This window comes from Enterococcus sp. DIV0187 (genome assembly GCF_051713785.1).
Lineage (GTDB): Bacteria > Bacillota > Bacilli > Lactobacillales > Enterococcaceae > Enterococcus_A > Enterococcus_A avium.
The window spans coordinates 421197-437699 of record NZ_JBIOQO010000002.1; the positions used below are offsets into that span (position 1 = coordinate 421197).

Genomic DNA, 16503 nt, shown 5'->3' on the forward strand with positions numbered 1-16503 from the left:
ATGGTGGAATCTTATCAAAATCCAATTCTACGCGGTATGTATCCTGATCCGAGCATCGTTTTGGTAAAAGATACTTATTATATGGTCAACAGTACTTTTGAGTACTACCCGGGGATCGCCTTAAGTAAAAGTACAGATTTATTAAACTGGACAAAACTTCCTGGAATCGTCGTAACAACGGAACAAGCGGACCTATCAAAGGCGAAATCTAATGAAGGAATCTTCGCGGTTTGTATTCGCTTTTTCAATGATCATTTCTATGTGATCACTACTAATTTTGCGGAGTTCAAAAACTTTATTATCAAAGGCAAATTGAATGAGAATGGAGAAATTCTTTGGGAACAACAACGGTTAGAAATCGACATTATGGGAATTGATCCGGATCTTTACCATGAAAATGGACGTACCTATGTCACCTTCACAGGCTATATCGATGATAAGGGAACCAAAGCCATTCAACAAGCGGAAATTGAGCTTACAACTGGAGCCATTTTACGCGGGCCAGAAGTAATCAGTCTCGGAACAGGTGGTCGCGATGTTGAAGGTCCTCACATAATTAAGCGAGATAACACTTATTACCTACTGGCTGCTGAAGGCGGAACGGGTGTGGGACATATGATTACGATGTTCAAGTCGGACAATCTTTGGGGACCTTTTGAGGATCACTCGACCGCCAATCCAATTTTTACAAATCGTGATCGCGCAAATGAACCTTTACAAAATATTGGTCACGCCGATCTCTTCCAAGATACAAAAGGAAATTGGTGGTTGACCTGTTTAGGAACGCGCCCATCTACAATTGATTTCAAGCAAATTACCAATATGGGACGAGAAACCCTGCTCTATCCAGTCAATTGGGAGAAAGAATGGCCGGAAGTTAATCAGGGAATCCCTAGTGAAGTGGTCGATATGAAGCAGTTTCCGAAACATCAAAAGGTACTTGTAAATGAACAAAAAATAGTGCCTTTTGTTGATGAATTTAATCAGCCCACTTTAAATCCTGAGTGGCTTAGCTTACGGGATAGCCTTAAGGAAAATATTCTTTTGCAAAACTCTACCTTAACTTTAAAAGGCTGCTCAACAACAATTGAACAAGGCACAACCCCCTCATTTCTCGGAGTCAGACAAACTGAAAAATCAGAAACATTCACTGTTACAGTCGAAAAATCCACTACTTGCAATCATGGAAAGATCGGTATCACCAGCATGATCAACGATACCCATTTTGCTGCTCTTTTAGTTCGAGAAGAAAAAGGAAAATTTATTGTATCTCGTTCTCAAAAAGTAGAAGATTTAACTGTTGAGGAAGATTTGGGAAGCCTTGAGTCATTGCCAACGAAGTTTGAACTGATCAATCAACCAGCAACGAAGACATTCATCGTCACTGACGGTAAAAAAGTTCTAAGCTTTGAAACTAGCTCGCTGCATTTTTCTAATGAAGCCATCGCTGCCCTAAATACAGGAGATGTGCAGGGCATCTATGCTTTGGGTGATGCATCATTCGTTGTTAAAGAGATACAACGTCAAGCGGTTGATGTTGAATAAGATAAATAATACATTTAAGGCACTGTCCATATGCAGACAGTGCCTTAATCTTAATTATTATTGAAACTATTCCATTTGTTACTTGAACATGTCTATCAAATGGTATTTTCCATGTATTAATTACATAAAGCTCGCGAGTATTTCCTTAAGCACCGCCTCTCCATCTAACGTTTCGTAATCTTCTTTCTTGATCATCTTGTAGCTCACCGCTTTGTAGTTCAAAAAATCCTTCAAACGGTTCACTTCGTATTCTGATTGGGGACCGATCATCAGACCATCGATTTGTTGATTTTGGATGGCCTGTTCTGCGATAATTGCTGGAGCAGAATACACGCGAATGGGAATGTTCTGCTCGTCTGCTGCTGTTTGGATGTTTTTTACTAATAAGCCGGAGGTGATACCAGCTGTACAAATCAGCAAAATACGTTTTTCGTTTTCTTCTGTCATATTGTCTACCACCTTACGAGATTTTACGTTTCTTATTATAGATATCTAATACGACTGCCAAAAGTAAGATCAGACCTTTGATTGCCTGCTGCCAGTCAACACCGACACCAAGAATCGACATCCCATTGTTCAAGACCCCCATAACCAAGCCACCGACGATCGCTCCAGTAATGGTTCCGATACCACCTGAAGTAGAAGCGCCACCGAAGTATACAGAAGCCATCGCATCTAATTCTAAAGAAGTTCCAGCTTGTGGTGTCGCCGCATTCAGACGAGCGGCCAAGATTAAGCCCGCTAAAGCGGCCATCATGCCCATATTGACAAAGACCCAGAAAGTAATTTTCTTGGTTTTGATCCCTGAAAGTTGATATGTTGGTCGTTTAACATAGCTAAAGCCATGCCACGACCGTAGCCGAGAACACTCACGACTAAAGTCGCGAGTGTTCTCAGCTAATTCATAAAAAGACCTGTAAACATGCCATAATTGGCTCTGTTTACAGGTCTTTATTTAGGTGATTCAGTTTCTTAGCGCCACACAGTCTTAACTAAAATGATACCCTTTTCTCTTCAGTTCTTGCCATTTCCAGTTTTCTACTTCCGGAAGATCACGACCTTCTGTTCGAATAAAGTCATGATGTTTTGCCAATGTTTCATCCATTTGTACTGAGAAGTCTTTTGCATCTTCTGCATAAACTGCATTCGCTGCTTCTTGAGCTAAATGGAAGCGGTCCAACTCACTGAAGACACGCATATCAAATGGCGTTGTAATATCACCATTTTCACGATAACCATGAATATGCAGATTATGATTGTGACGATCAAAGAAGATGTCACGAACCATACCTTCGTATCCATGGAAAGCAAAGACGATTGGTTTATCCGTAGTAAAGATTTCATCGAACTCTTCGTCAGTCAATCCACGAGGATCAATATCAGGATGACGTAGTTTCAAGATATCCACGACATTGACAAAACGAATCTTCAAATCAGAAAACTGTTCATTCAGAATCGATACAGCCGCTAAAGCTTCCAAGTTAGGTTCTGTTCCGGCTGCCGCAATCACAACATCTGGTTCATCCCCATTATCAGTACTTGCCCAATCAATGACCTTCAAGCCTTTTTCGACCAATTCTTCTGCTTCCTTCGCAGAATAGAATTGTGGACGTGGGTGTTTACTTGAAACGATCAAGTTAATCACTTGTTTGTCTTGCATCGCTTTATCCATAACTGCCATTAGGCTATTTGCGTCTGCAGGCAGATATTCACGAATAAATTCTGGTTTCTTCTCAGCTAAATGGGTCAATACACCTGGGTCTTGATGGGTATATCCATTATGATCTTGCTGGAAGACCGTAGAAGTTGCAATCAGATTTAACGCTGGATATTCTTTGCGCCAAGCATGCGCGCTGGCTTTACGCATCCATTTGAAATGTTGCGTTAACATCGAGTCAACCACACGCAAGAATGATTCGTAGCTGGCAAAGAAACCATGCCGACCAGTTAATACATAACCTTCTAAAAATCCTTCTGCTTGATGTTCTGATAATTGACCATCAATCACACGACCAACCGATGATTGCCATTCGTCGGTACTGTTTTTTGGTTCCATCCATTGACGATTCGTCACATCAAAGACTTTGTTCAAACGGTTAGATTTCGTTTCATCTGGTCCAAAGATGCGGAAATTGGTTGGATTTTCAGTGATCATATCCCGAGCTTGTTGACCAAAGACGATCATGTCTTGTGCCATTACCGCACCTGGTGTTGTCGTATCAATCGCATATTGTTTCCAATTTGGCATAGTCATTGGTTTTGGATCAATTCCGCCATTGGTGATTGGATTGGTAGACATCCGACGATCGCCTTTTGGTGAGATTTCTTTCAATTCATCGACGATTTTTCCGTTTTCATCAAATAATTCTTCTGGACGATACGATTTCAACCAATCTACTAATTTATCAGCATGTTCCATATCTTCTGAACTTACTGGGATTGGCACTTGATGCGCACGGAAGGTTCCTTCTAATTGTTCGCCATCCCAAGTTTGCGGACCAGTCCAGCCTTTTGGTGTACGGAATAAGATGACTGGCCATTGCGGCATCGCAGCATCTTCTGCTTTACCTTTACGAGCCTCTGATTGAATCGTTTTGATTTCTGTGATTACTTTATCCAATGTTTCGGCCATTACTGGATGAACTTTTTCAGGATCAGTCCCTTCCACAAAATAAGGCTTCCAGCCAAGACCTTCGAAATATTTTTGCAAATCTTCATCGCTCTTGCGAGAAAGAATTGTTGGATTTGAAATTTTTCCGCCATTTAAATAAACAATCGGTAATACTGCACCATCATTCACTGGATTGATAAACACATTTGAGAACCAACCGCCAGCTAAAGGACCGGTTTCCGCTTCGCCATCACCTACAACAGTTGCGGCAATCACATCTGGATTGTCTAAGATTGCACCTGTCGCATGCGAGAGTGAGTAGCCAAGCTCTCCGCCTTCGTGGATAGAGCCAGGTGTTTCTGGTGCCGCATGTGAGGCGATTCCGCCTGGGAATGAGAACATCTTAAATAATTTTTTCAATCCAGCTTCATCTTCAGTGACTTCTGGATAAATTTCACTGTAGCTGCCATCGATATAGGAATTTGACACCATGACTTGACCACCATGACCGGGACCTTCAATATAAAACATATTTAAATCATATTTATTGATTACCCGATTTAAATGAGCATAGAGAAAGTTTTGACCTGCAATCGTTCCCCAGTGGCCGATCGGATGCGTCTTAACATCTTCTTTTTTCAATGGCTTTCTTAACAAAGGATTGTCCTTCAAATACATTTGCGCAACGGAAATATAGTTTGCTGCACGCCACCATGCATCTACCTTTTCAATATATTCCTTTGAATCATAATTGCTGTTCATACAATGAGAACCCCTTTATAGTTTTTTTTACTTTTATTATTTTAGTACAATATACCTTTAATTAGCTTAAAAGTAAACCTTTACGCTCAAATTAATAGTATTTTTTACTTTTATTGGTTTAATAAAATATTGACTTGATCATTTCCAAGCCAATATTTTATCTTCTACTTGATTGTCACATATTCTAAATCAACCAACTTCGCCCATGTAATGATTTGTTCAGTCGTAAGATTCAAAGATAGAACCGTATGGTGTCCGCCGCCGACTTCGATCCATTTACCTACCCCTTCATGGAAGTTTGGTTTTACCTTCCAAAGCACACGAGCCACTGGTAATTTTGGTGCTTCTTCTGTTGGTTCAAACGCTTCAACCTCATTGATTAATAATTTATAATGCGTTCCAAAGTCTGCCATTGAGACTACCACGCCGTCACCAGCTTTTCCATCAAATACCAAACGAGCCGGATCTTCACGGTCGCCCATTGATAATGGTGAGACAACAATCTTAGGTTTATTAACAGCCAATGTTGGATCAACTTCCATCATATGGGATTGCAGGATGGCTTCTTTTCCAGCAGCTAATTCATACGTGTAATCTTCCATAAATCCAGTGTTTTGATTATGCGCCATGACTTTCATCAAACGATCCAAAGCGGCTGTTTTCCAGTCGCCTTCTCCAGCAAAACCATATCCTTCTGCCATCAAGCGTTGCACCGCTAGTCCAGGTAATTGCTGCATACCATAAAGGTCTTCAAAGTTTGAAGTAAAGGCATTGTAATCACCTGCTTCTAAGAAACGGCGAATGCCGATTTCTTGTTTCGCTTGCACCTTAACGTGGGCTTCCCAAGTCGCCCGATCATAATCGCCATAATCAAAATCATATAATTCTTTGTATTCGGCAAACAGAGCATCCACTTCTTCATCCTTGACTGCATCAACATACTGCACCAAATCACCAATACCGAAGTAATCAACGACCCAGCCGAACTGAATCTGCGCTTCAACCTTATCACCTTCTGTCACGGCAACATTGCGCATATTATCACCAAAACGAGCCACCTTGATGTTAAAGCTTTCATTATATGCTACTGCAACGTCCATCCAGTCAGCAATTTGTTTTTGGACGCTTTCTGTTTGCCAATAGCCAACAACGATTTGATTTTGCTTTTTCAAGCGGGCATTAATAAAGCCATACTCACGGTCCCCATGAGCCGATTGATTCAAATTCATAAAGTCCATGTCGATAGTTTCCCAAGGAATACTTTCATTGAACTGTGTCGCTAAATGCAGCAAGGGTTTTTGTAATAATTTGGTCCCACGAATCCACATTTTTGCTGGTGAGAAGGTGTGCATCCAGGTGATTACACCTGCCACCTCATCACGATAATTGACTTCCTTCATAATTTTTGTAATCGTATCAGAAGTTACCGCTAATTCCTTTAACACGATGGGATAGTTCATTTTTCCGCTATCATTCAGTCCTTTTACGATCGCTTCTGCATCAGCTTTTACACTTTTCAGCGCTTCTTCTCCATATAAATGCTGCGATCCTACGACAAACCAAAATTCTTTTTTGCTCACTTCTAACATAGCTATTCGCTCCTTTTTAACATTGATGTTTTATTTACCTTGCCCATAATAGGCATTTTTTCCGTGTTTTCTTAAATAATGCTTATCTAAAATACGCTGTGGCAATTCTTCGGCAAAACTGTTCAATTGACGTGCAAAAAGATTCATTTTGGCAACCTCATCTAAAACCACCGCGTTCATGACGGCGCTATCTGCATCTTTTCCCCAAGTAAATGGTCCATGTCCATGTAATAGCACACCAGGTATCTCCATAACATCAATCCCGCATTCTTTAAAAGTTTCAATGATGACATTTCCTGTTTCGTGCTCATAGCCAACGTCAATCTCTTCTTGAGTTAAAAATCTTGCACATGGAACTTTGCCATAGAAAGTATCTGCATGGGTCGTCCCCATTGCCGGTAAATCCAGTCCGGCCTGTGCCCAAATGGTTGCCCAAGTGGAATGGGTGTGGCAAATCCCGCCGATTTCAGGAAAGGCTTTGTACAACACCGCATGTGTCGGTGTATCTGAAGAAGGATTCAAATCCCCCTCAATTATATTGTTGTCTAAATCGACAACGACCATATCGGATGCTTGCATTTGTTCATAGCTTACGCCGCTTGGTTTGATGACAAAATAGCCGGTCTCTTTGTCAAATGCACTGACATTTCCCCAAGTATATTTAATCAAGCCTTGCTTGGGTAATTCCAAATTGGCCTGAAAAACCTCTTCCTTTAAATGCTCTAACATTTCAACTTCGCTCCTCATTCGTTTCGTAATTCGTATTAAAATATTCATTTTTTCTCTTGCCTAATCATGCAGTTGCTGCATGATTAGGCAAATGGTTCTTTTTTGTCATGTATGTACGACAAACTGAAATCCTTATTTTAATGAAGTGATCGCTTCGGCTTCGATCGATAAACCTTTCTCGTAGCGATCAATAAATTGACTATATCCTTGTAGATCTTCTGTCGTCGGTTCGATGGTCACTCCTTCACTCGTCGCAAATACTTTTTGTTCTAGAAAATCTGACAGAGAAAGATTTTCTTCTAATTGGTAAGCAGCAAGTAAAGCGATGCCCCAAGCGCCCCCCTCACCCGCTGTCTCCATTACCGTCACCGGAGCTTCCATCGCTGAAGCCAAGATTCTTTGGCCCACTACAGGTGTCTTGAAAATTCCGCCATGCCCGACGAGCTTATCGATCTTGATATTTTCCTTTTTCAAAATCTCCATTCCGATGCGCATTGCACCAAAGGCACTAGATAAATGCAGACGCATAAAGTTGGCTAAATCAAACTTACTTTCAAGTGTTCGGACAAATAATGGACGTCCTTCATTCATTCCGGTGATATTTTCGCCTGAATAGTAACCGTAAGAAAGCATCCCGCCGCAATCAGATGTGCCTTCCAATGCTTTTTCAAATAGCGTATGATACAGTTTGTCTCCACTGATTTCTAAACCTAGTGCGTCAGAAAATTCCTTGAACAAATTGACCCAGGCGTTGATTTCTGAAGAACAATTATTTGTATGAACCATTGCTACTAAATCGCCTACGGGTGTAGTGACCAAATCGATTTCCGGATGAACCTGTTTGAGTTTTTCTTCAAGAACGATCATGGCAAAAGCTGAGGTTCCAGCCGACACATTCCCAGTTCTTTGGCGGACACTGTTGGTTGCCACCATGCCGGTCCCCGCATCGCCCTCTGGCGGACAAAGAGGAATTCCCTCCTGCAAAGTACCTGTCGGATCGAGTAAATATGCTCCTTCTTTCGTCAAGTTGCCAGCTGATTCCCCAGCTAGTAAGACCTTCGGCAGCACTTGATTCAGCTCTTGCTTGAAGGCGGTACCTTTAGTCAAGTCGCTAAATTGCTTCAGCATCTTTTGATCATAATTCTTTGTTTCAGTCTCGATTGGGAACATTCCAGACGCATCACCTACACCCAAAACCTTTTGTCCGGTCATCTGCCAATGAATATAACCTGCCAAAGTAGTCAAAAATCGAACTTCACTTACGTGCTCCTCTTTGTTCAAAATCGCTTGATACAAATGAGCGATGCTCCAGCGTTGCGGGATATTATACTGGAAAATTTCCGTTAACTGCTTTTCTGCCTCTTCTGTAATCGAATTCCGCCACGTTCTAAAAGGCACTAGCAACTCATCATTTTTATCAAACGCCATGTAACCATGCATCATTGCACTAAAGCCGATTGAACCGATTGTTGTTAGGGTTTCACCGTACTTCTCAAATACTTCGGTCGCCATTTTGCGATAGCTTACTCGTAAGCCCTTCCAAATGTCTTCAAGTGAATAAGTCCAAATTCCGTTCTCCAGCGTATTTTCCCATTCGAAGCCCCCAGCAGCAATCGGAACCAAATCGGAACCGATTAAGACTGCTTTGATTCTAGTTGAACCAAACTCAATCCCTAAAGCTGTCCGGCCATCCATAATATCCAGCTTGGTTTTTGCAATCATTTCCTTCGTATCGATAGGAATCTCCTCCTTTTTTCTCTTTTGTTACCGTTATCATACATTTTATGTACGTACACGTCAATTAAAATCTTATGTTTTGTTCGTACAAATATTCCGGTCAACAAAAAAACAACTCACCGAAATGAGCTGTTTTTCCCAACTTATTATAATTGTTTCACTGAATCACGTTCGATCAATGTAGGTTCATATAGAATATTCTCTGGATCGTGTCCTTCTTCAATCGCCTCAATGATCCAGTTTGCCGCATCATGTCCCATTTGGTCTTTCGGATGATTCAATGTAGTCAGCTTAACATTTCCGAGCTTGCTTAAAGCTGAATCATCATTCCCGACAATCGATAGCTCCTCTGGAATCTTGAACTTAGCTGCGGTTAGCTGATCTACTAATCCACTAGCGATCTGGTCGTTATAACACACAATGCCTGTAAGTAATTCTGACTCTAGACGTGCTATTACCTGCTCATAGACGTCCTTTCTCGTTTCGGTCTCATAGGTAATAATATCCTCTGGAGAAAATTGGATGCCGTACTCTTCGCAGGCTTTGATAAATCCTTTCATCCTATATTTCCCTTGTAGGTCATCGATCTTCGTTATTAGCAACAGTTTTTTATGATTCTTTTTAATTAGGTACTCTGTTGCTAGATACCCGCTGGCGACATCATTGACACAAATATAGGGCGCGCTGATTTCTTCATAGACCGCATTGATCATCACCATTGGAATTCCCTGTTCCTTTAATCGAACATACAAAGCCAAATTTGGATTGTATTGATTACTTTTTGTTGGTTCAACAATCAACCCTTCCACTCCTTGGGTAATCATCTTCTCAATACATTCCTTCTCCTGCTGAAAATCATTGTTGGTGCTGGCTAATAATAACGAATAACCTTTTTCCCGTAATGTTTTTTCGATACCACGAATGATCGAAGGAAATATGTAATCTGATAAGTAGGTGGTGACCACGCCGATGGTCTTGTGAGCGGAGTTTGTATTTTCCCCACGCCTATATTTCACGTCTACATAGGTTCCTGAACCCTTCTCCTTTCTAAGAAAGCCTTCATTCGCTAATAAGGCAATTGCTTGCCGAATCGTATGTCGGCTGACCTGATAATCCTTTTGCAATTGTAGTTCGGGAGGGATTGTTGTATTTTCTGGATATTCGCCTGAAAGAATTTTTGATTTCAATTCATCGGCGATTGTTTGATATTTTGATTGATTCATAGTTTCTCCTTTCTTTTCCGTTAGTCTTTGTATACAGATTAACAGAAAGGATCAAGGATTACTATATATGTCCGAACAACTTGCAATTTTTTTCTGTTAGCCAGACATATTTCTTCGCTTAATAGTAAAAACCTTGGACTTTCTTATTTGAAAGTCCAAGGCTGTGAATAGCTTATACTTTTGTCTTACTAGAGAGTGACGAATCAATCGACTTCGTAGCGAGAAGTAAATGGCTCCTCACTGCTCTTCGTAGGGCAAGGTGTCATTTTGTTGGAGACTGCTTATTGCAAGTCCAGCATTTCTCAAATACCTCAAAAAAACTACCTATAAAAATAAAACTACCGAGTTAGAAAGAGAGTTTAGATGTTAAGAGGCAGTTTCATTCTCACATTCTTTATTGTAAACAAATTTGAAGAAAAGAAAAGATAGAATGCAATATTTTTATCCCATAATTTTAATAAAGTAAAAATATCATTTAACTTTTTTCAGCTTGATTGCTTTAATTTTCTTTTGATTGTTAAAAATTTGCAATTCTAATCGGTCTTTTTCCAGCTTGACGATATGGTATTCTGTTTGGCTATCTTCTCTGGTTAGGATAATATTTCTCTTTGAAGAGTTTGCTGTGATTTTCGCATCTTTCATTAGAATGTAACCATTTTGTCTGATATTCCAACATCTGTGGTCATTGCTTTTCGCTTTGATTGAATATTTCACCGACTGATTTGACCAAGTTCCTTCTAACCAAGTCGGGTTATTGACAGCATAGGCATTGAGAAAGCCAAATAAACAGAATACACATAAAATCAGCAGACAAAATAGCAAACGTTTCCGTTTCTTTGTAAGATTTTGCAAACTCCGCAATACTTTATGATTTAGCTGTTTTATTCTACTTGTTTCCCTTACCAAAAAGATCTCTTCCCTTCTTTCTAAAATATGCCTTCTCCTATAGCTAACACTATAAAGGAATTTCGATGCAATAAGTTCAAACTATCCTAAACGGTTATTTTTCTGTCCTGAACGTAAAGATTATTCTGCTAGTTTGCATTGCAATATAGTTGGAAATACTTTACTATATTGTTAAGCAAACTAGTAGAAAGAGGGCCACGCATGAATCAACAGGTTTCATCTCAAATGCTTAAAGGAATTTTGATGGGCTGCATCTTGATTATTCTGTCCAAAAAAGAATTATATGGCTATAAAATTAGTGAAGAGCTGCAAAAATTTGGATTTGATAGTATCCCTAAAGGAACTATCTATCCTCTATTGATGAATATGGATAAAAAAGGGTTAATTGTTGGTGAAATGCGTGCTTCTGATGAGGGACCACAACGAAAGTATTACCATTTAACAGAAAATGGTCTTACCGAAAAGGAATCGTTCATCAAGCAGTGGGTGTTTTTGTCGGGGAATGTTGAAAAATTATTGAAGGAGAATAAATAAAATGAAAAAAACATCGCTCATTAAAGAAAACGCGAAATTACAGGAACTCTTAAATCCAATCAACGAAGAATATTATGGAAATTTATTAATCTACGTTAGAAGCAACTCCGTTTTCAAAGATGAAAAAATATTAGAGGAAGCACTTTTAGAGATCCTCCAGGATATTCTCGATGCTCAGGAAAATGGGGAAACTGCTGAAGATTACTTCGGCAAACAACCAAAGGAAATCGCTGATGCTCTGTTGAAAGAAGTACCCATCAGTATTGGAAATGGGGTACATTTAGCGGTCGCTGTTCTATTTGTTTACGCGCTTATCACTGTGATCCCTTCACTTGCTTCACCTAATACATTACTTGATGTAGGAAAATTATTGATTGGCAGTATTTACTGGACTATCCTCGCAATAATTATTGTATGGCAGATTGGAAATAACATATATACGACTAAACGAACTTTCAAAAAATATCTGGCAATCTTTCTAACAATAATGTTTATCATTCTTGGAATCAGTCTGTCAATCTTTTTTAAAACCAGCTTGACTCTCGACACAGAAGGCCTAGTCGGAATCTCAATAATCGCTGTAATTCTCTTGAGCTGTGGGATTTTCTTTCTCAGACAAACACACAAAAAGGAGTTAACCCCTTTTGTCCCTATCATGCTTACTACTGCAATAATTGGTGTTCTCTACAGAATACCTGTTTCTCAGGAATTTTTAACAAGTAATCTGGGTAAAGGTCTTGTGGCTACCTGCATGCTCCTCAGCCTTATCAGTTTTTATGTCTTACTGCACAGAGGAGTTAAAAAATAAAAGGAATGAGTTATTTTAGTCACTATAATTCATAAAATCAAAGATACAAGTTTTATCAGCCTAGTCAATGCCCAAGCTTATGAAAGCTTCATTACTAAAGACTGGGATTTAATTTCCGATTTATTCCCCCATGTCATCATGCAACAGCACAAGGGTAATATCTTGATATATCAAATGACTGATGAAGGAGTCGAAGCTGTTTAGAAAATTGCTATCACTCAAGATCCTGTTACTGTTGAAAAGTATCTAAAGAAAACCGTGAATTACATCACAGTTACAGACTGCTCACTTTGTTTGATTTAGTATACAAACCTAACGATGGCTGCTCACAATTCTGATAAGTCCACTCCTGATCAGAATTGTGCTCAAATCAAAATTGATCTTGAGAATGGCAGAAATTCTGTCACAAGTTATTTGTTTAAAGACGACGTTGATAACGAAATTCTTATTAATGAAGAATACAATCTGTTACTTGCTTTCCAACCATATACTGATTCTTATTATTCAAATCAGCAAATTTGTTGGAGCACTTTTAAGTGAATACTGTTTGTAAACTGATCTTAACTTTTTAATTATTTAATAATCAATTTAGAACTGTATTTCGGTGTTCGTCATAAGTAGTCACCTCGTTTATTTAGAATCCATCAACCTACTAGCTAAACTCAAAGCTTCTTCAATTACCTGATGCATATCAAAATAGCGATACATACCCAAGCGACCGCCAAAAATAATCTGAGATTCTGTTTTTGCTAGTAATTTGTATTTGTCATAGATTTCTTGATTCTTCTCATCATTCACGGGATAAAACGGCTCATCACCTTTGCGCCATGCTTTTGGGTATTCTTTTGTAATAATTGTTTGTGTTTGCTTGCTAAATTCAAAGTGCTTATGTTCAATAACTCGTGTATAAGGAATATCCTTATCGATGTAATTGACCACCGCATTTCCTTGATAGTTCTTGCAAGACAGCTGCTTATGCGTAAATTTTAGCGAACGGTATTCCAATTCTCCAAAGCAATAATTATAAAATTCATCAATCATTCCCGTATAAATCACCTTATCGTATTTTTTCATCCATTCTTTTTTATGTTCCAAAAAATCAGTTCTAAGCTCTACCTTGATATTGGGATGATCCAACATTTTCTCAATAATTTGTGTATATCCTCCGATAGGGATTCCCTGATACAAATCATCAAAATAATTGTTGTCAAAAGTAAAACGAATCGGCAATCGTTTAATAATGAACGCGGGAAGTTCTACACAGGGCTTCCCCCATTGCTTTTCAGTATATTCTTTTATTAAAATCTCATAAATATCTTTTCCAACAAGAGAAAGTGCCTGTTCTTCCAAATTATGTATCTTTTTCTCACTATAATTCTTCGTTTGTTCGGCAATTTTTGCTTTCGCTTCTTCTGGATTTTTTACCCCCCATAAAGAGTTGAAGGTATTCATATTAAAGGGCAGGTTATATAGTTTACCTTTGCTAACAGCCATAGGGGTATTTGTAAAGCGATTAAAAATCGCAAATTGATTTATATAGTCCCAAACTTTCTTATTTGATGTATGAAAAATATGTGCGCCGTATTTATGGACCTGAATACCTTCGATTTCTTCTGTGTAGATATTTCCTGCAATATGCTTTCGCTTTTCAAGAACTGTTACCTTATGACCTTGGTTGGCCATTCGCTCCGCAAAAACAGAACCAAATAAGCCGCTACCAATTACTAAATATGATGCCATTTACCTTTCCTCCCATTTACTGTTACTCTTTACTTTCACGACTCAAAGATTTCTTCCTATTCCATACTATTTCATTCTTCTCCACAAAAATATTTTTTCCCAATATTGAGACGTTATAAATCCAATGAAATGAACTATGAGATACTTATTTCAGCACGTCAAAATCATTCTAAAGATTATTTTGAAGGGAGATCTGTTAAAAAATATGGGAAGAAAAGAAATAAGAAAACAACTAGAGAAAGAGCAAAAGCGAACACATAGAAATGGAAAAAATTGGATGTATGCAACGTTAACCGCAGTTGGAGGCGTTATTGGAGTAAACACCTCATCAGCAAGCGCCCAAGCAGCTGAGTCTACTCCACAAGTCAACGCTGGTGTAGAAATCGATACAGGAAAAGTATTAGCAAATAATAATACTGCTACGATTCCTGCGTCATCTACCAGCAACTCAATGGCAGCGCCTTCCAGTGCATCTACAAGTGGTTCTACCACAGAATCTACTAGCGCTTCCTTAACTGAATCGGCCAGTACATCTACAACAAGTTCTGCCAGTGGTTCTGCTACTGAATCAACAAGCACATCAACAACCGAATCCACTACTGACTCTTCAAGCATGAGTTTAAGTTCATCAACTTCTGCCAGCGAGAGTACGAGTACAGTAAATTCGGAAATTTTGAGTGAGTATTGGAGTGAAAGCTCATCAGAAAGTACGTCAACTTCTTTTAGCGAAAGTACTTCTGAAAAATCATCAGCAGCCAATAGTGAGAGTTCAAGTACACGTAATTCTGAGATCTTAAGTGAGTATTGGAGTGAAAGTACTTCTACCTCAACTTCAGATAGTACTAGTATGAGTACTTCAAACTCTGCTAGTGAAAACAAATCATTAGCTGCCATAAATAAAAACGGTTCTTCAACAAATAAAACTAGTGGAGCAAACACAGCATCCTTAGGTTCAAATAAAGCGGCCACTAGCGGAAAGTCTACTCTAGCCAACACAAATACAAAAACATCAAACACTATAGAAAAAGAGCTTCCTAAGACTGGTGAATCTAATCAATTAAGCGGCCAGTTATCACTTCTAGGCTTAGCGACAGTATTTTCTGCTGGAGCCTTTTTGCATCATTTAGAGAAGAAAAAGAGCTTATAGCTGTAAACATACTAAAATAAAACTATCTCGAACGTAATGCTCCTTCAGAAATTAGATGTTTGATCTGATTTCTGAAGGAGCATTCTTAGCGTTGTCCTTTGATTATTCTCAAGGTAAAGAATTAGCTGGGAACATTCCTATTTGGCTCTATCTAAATGCTCTATGAACTATTCCCATTTTTGAAACATTCAATTTCTATCATCCAATGGTATGCTAAAATTTTTTTATAACTGGAAAGGAGATAATAATGATGAAAAGATGCGTTTTACTGGGTGTATTGGCTACAGTAGCCACGATTTTTCTTGTATTTGGAGTTTCTAAAGAAATATCTGCCTCAACAGAACAGACAGGTGCCTATGAATTGTACACTTCACCCGTAGGTTATGAGGATTATTTTAGTGACGAGAATCCTTATACTCCTCCAAGTGAGAATTTGAAAATCAACCCCATCTACTGCCCAGCTTTAAAAACAGGACAAATGCCAACCGTCGATTTTTTTGAATGGAGCCTGCCAGAAAAAGGAATATACGCTCATACAGCTGATGGAACACCTTTATATCTAAATGGAATCGGTGGTGGAACTGTGGAGGGAAATTGGAACAAACCAGGTGTATACACGGTTTTTGCCATCTTATCTGATCGTAAAGAAGGGACAAAAAATATCTACACTATACTTCCAGTAATCATCGAGGCACATGATAGTGAAAGTTTTAGCGGGTATTAGTTTTCTAATCATTTTTAGCGTACAGTAGAAAATATGTCTCAAATACTTAATGAGACATATTTTCTATTTTGGATACGAAAGTACTGTGTAGTAATGCCACTATTTCAAATAAACATTTAGTCATGAAAGAGTTTAACATTAAACAAGCTGAATAATATTTTTCAATTGATTCTTGCACAAACCAAGTTGAAAGTTTACTGGTAAATGTCTCGATTGGTTCATCTCCAGAAATAACTGAATAATTGTTTGATGATGCTTGATTTTGCAGAAAATATGCTTGCATAATAGTTGTCCCCCAAAAATTTCGATAATGTTTGATCAAAAGAACCTACATTGTATAGATAGTTAATTTTCATTTTCTAAAAACATTATCAAGTATCAAAAAAAGATTGTTCGCAAGCTCTTCTAGATGAAACACTGAAAAAAGATTTCTTATTGCTCAAAAGAT

General features: G+C 38.7%; 13 protein-coding genes and 1 pseudogene. 5 read left to right on the forward strand and 9 right to left on the reverse strand.

Annotated features, from left to right (window positions below):
• On the forward strand, positions 1 to 1545 hold the full coding sequence (locus IGI52_RS21975) for a glycoside hydrolase family 43 protein (protein ID WP_070558470.1): 1545 nt from the start codon (positions 1 to 3) through the stop codon (positions 1543 to 1545).
• Positions 1546 to 1665: 120 nt separating this feature from the next.
• On the opposite strand, the gene IGI52_RS21980 is transcribed toward IGI52_RS21975, so the two are convergent.
• From IGI52_RS21980 to IGI52_RS22015, 8 genes and pseudogenes are all read right to left on the reverse strand, one after another.
• Positions 1666 to 1992 (reverse strand): PTS sugar transporter subunit IIB, encoded by a 327-nt coding sequence (locus IGI52_RS21980; protein ID WP_070504831.1) that lies wholly within the window; start codon positions 1990 to 1992, stop codon positions 1666 to 1668.
• Between the two features lie 13 nt (positions 1993 to 2005).
• Positions 2006 to 2371, reverse strand: a pseudogene (locus IGI52_RS21985) (ABC transporter permease subunit); the annotation flags it as partial.
• Positions 2372 to 2533: 162 nt separating this feature from the next.
• Positions 2534 to 4918 (reverse strand): phosphoketolase family protein, encoded by a 2385-nt coding sequence (locus IGI52_RS21990; RefSeq protein WP_070504824.1) that lies wholly within the window; start codon positions 4916 to 4918, stop codon positions 2534 to 2536.
• 164 nt (positions 4919 to 5082) lie between these two features.
• Positions 5083 to 6507, reverse strand: coding sequence for an L-arabinose isomerase (gene araA, locus IGI52_RS21995; protein WP_070558468.1), 1425 nt, complete (start codon positions 6505 to 6507; stop codon positions 5083 to 5085).
• Between the two features lie 30 nt (positions 6508 to 6537).
• On the reverse strand, positions 6538 to 7236 hold the full coding sequence (locus tag IGI52_RS22000) for an L-ribulose-5-phosphate 4-epimerase (RefSeq protein ID WP_070504819.1): 699 nt from the start codon (positions 7234 to 7236) through the stop codon (positions 6538 to 6540).
• 132 nt (positions 7237 to 7368) lie between these two features.
• Positions 7369 to 8958: a xylulokinase gene (locus IGI52_RS22005; protein WP_070504815.1), complete on the reverse strand. Its 1590-nt coding sequence runs from the start codon at positions 8956 to 8958 to the stop codon at positions 7369 to 7371.
• Between the two features lie 161 nt (positions 8959 to 9119).
• Positions 9120 to 10196 carry a GntR family transcriptional regulator gene (locus tag IGI52_RS22010; RefSeq protein ID WP_070504812.1) on the reverse strand — a complete coding sequence of 359 codons (1077 nt, stop codon included), beginning with the start codon at positions 10194 to 10196 and terminating at the stop codon, positions 9120 to 9122.
• 471 nt (positions 10197 to 10667) lie between these two features.
• A complete protein-coding gene (locus IGI52_RS22015) occupies positions 10668 to 11102 on the reverse strand; it encodes a hypothetical protein (protein WP_016178106.1) in 435 nt (144 codons plus the stop codon).
• 201 nt (positions 11103 to 11303) lie between these two features.
• On the opposite strand from IGI52_RS22015, the gene IGI52_RS22020 reads away from it, so the two are divergent.
• Both IGI52_RS22020 and IGI52_RS22025 read left to right on the forward strand, forming a co-directional pair.
• Complete coding sequence (locus tag IGI52_RS22020) at positions 11304 to 11636, forward strand: PadR family transcriptional regulator (RefSeq protein WP_016178105.1); 333 nt, start codon at positions 11304 to 11306, stop codon at positions 11634 to 11636.
• Position 11637: 1 nt separating this feature from the next.
• The gene (locus tag IGI52_RS22025) at positions 11638 to 12444 is read left to right on the forward strand and encodes a hypothetical protein (RefSeq protein WP_016178104.1); all 807 of its coding nucleotides are present in this window, start codon (positions 11638 to 11640) and stop codon (positions 12442 to 12444) included.
• Between the two features lie 630 nt (positions 12445 to 13074).
• Here IGI52_RS22025 and glf read toward each other — a convergent pair.
• Positions 13075 to 14184: a UDP-galactopyranose mutase gene (glf, locus tag IGI52_RS22030; protein WP_016178103.1), complete on the reverse strand. Its 1110-nt coding sequence runs from the start codon at positions 14182 to 14184 to the stop codon at positions 13075 to 13077.
• Positions 14185 to 14389: 205 nt separating this feature from the next.
• On the opposite strand from glf, the gene IGI52_RS22035 reads away from it, so the two are divergent.
• Together IGI52_RS22035 and IGI52_RS22040 are read left to right on the forward strand one after the other, a co-directional pair.
• Positions 14390 to 15331, forward strand: coding sequence for a hypothetical protein (locus IGI52_RS22035; protein WP_083303591.1), 942 nt, complete (start codon positions 14390 to 14392; stop codon positions 15329 to 15331).
• A 247-nt stretch (positions 15332 to 15578) separates the two neighbouring features.
• Positions 15579 to 16055, forward strand: coding sequence for a hypothetical protein (locus IGI52_RS22040; RefSeq protein ID WP_144204685.1), 477 nt, complete (start codon positions 15579 to 15581; stop codon positions 16053 to 16055).
• The last annotated feature ends 448 nt before the right edge of the window (positions 16056 to 16503 follow it).

Bases quoted from the DNA above. Each gene is read 5' to 3' on its own strand.
- IGI52_RS21975 (WP_070558470.1), top strand. From the start codon at position 1: ATGGTGGAATCTTATCAAAATCCAATTCTACGCGGTATGTATCCTGAT.
- IGI52_RS21980 (WP_070504831.1), bottom strand. From the start codon at position 1,992: ATGACAGAAGAAAACGAAAAACGTATTTTGCTGATTTGTACAGCTGGT.
- IGI52_RS21990 (WP_070504824.1), bottom strand. From the start codon at position 4,918: ATGAACAGCAATTATGATTCAAAGGAATATATTGAAAAGGTAGATGCA.
- araA (WP_070558468.1), bottom strand. From the start codon at position 6,507: ATGTTAGAAGTGAGCAAAAAAGAATTTTGGTTTGTCGTAGGATCGCAG.
- IGI52_RS22000 (WP_070504819.1), bottom strand. From the start codon at position 7,236: ATGTTAGAGCATTTAAAGGAAGAGGTTTTTCAGGCCAATTTGGAATTA.
- IGI52_RS22005 (WP_070504815.1), bottom strand. From the start codon at position 8,958: ATGATTGCAAAAACCAAGCTGGATATTATGGATGGCCGGACAGCTTTA.
- IGI52_RS22010 (WP_070504812.1), bottom strand. From the start codon at position 10,196: ATGAATCAATCAAAATATCAAACAATCGCCGATGAATTGAAATCAAAA.
- IGI52_RS22020 (WP_016178105.1), top strand. From the start codon at position 11,304: ATGAATCAACAGGTTTCATCTCAAATGCTTAAAGGAATTTTGATGGGC.
- IGI52_RS22025 (WP_016178104.1), top strand. From the start codon at position 11,638: ATGAAAAAAACATCGCTCATTAAAGAAAACGCGAAATTACAGGAACTC.
- glf (WP_016178103.1), bottom strand. From the start codon at position 14,184: ATGGCATCATATTTAGTAATTGGTAGCGGCTTATTTGGTTCTGTTTTT.
- IGI52_RS22035 (WP_083303591.1), top strand. From the start codon at position 14,390: ATGGGAAGAAAAGAAATAAGAAAACAACTAGAGAAAGAGCAAAAGCGA.
- IGI52_RS22040 (WP_144204685.1), top strand. From the start codon at position 15,579: ATGATGAAAAGATGCGTTTTACTGGGTGTATTGGCTACAGTAGCCACG.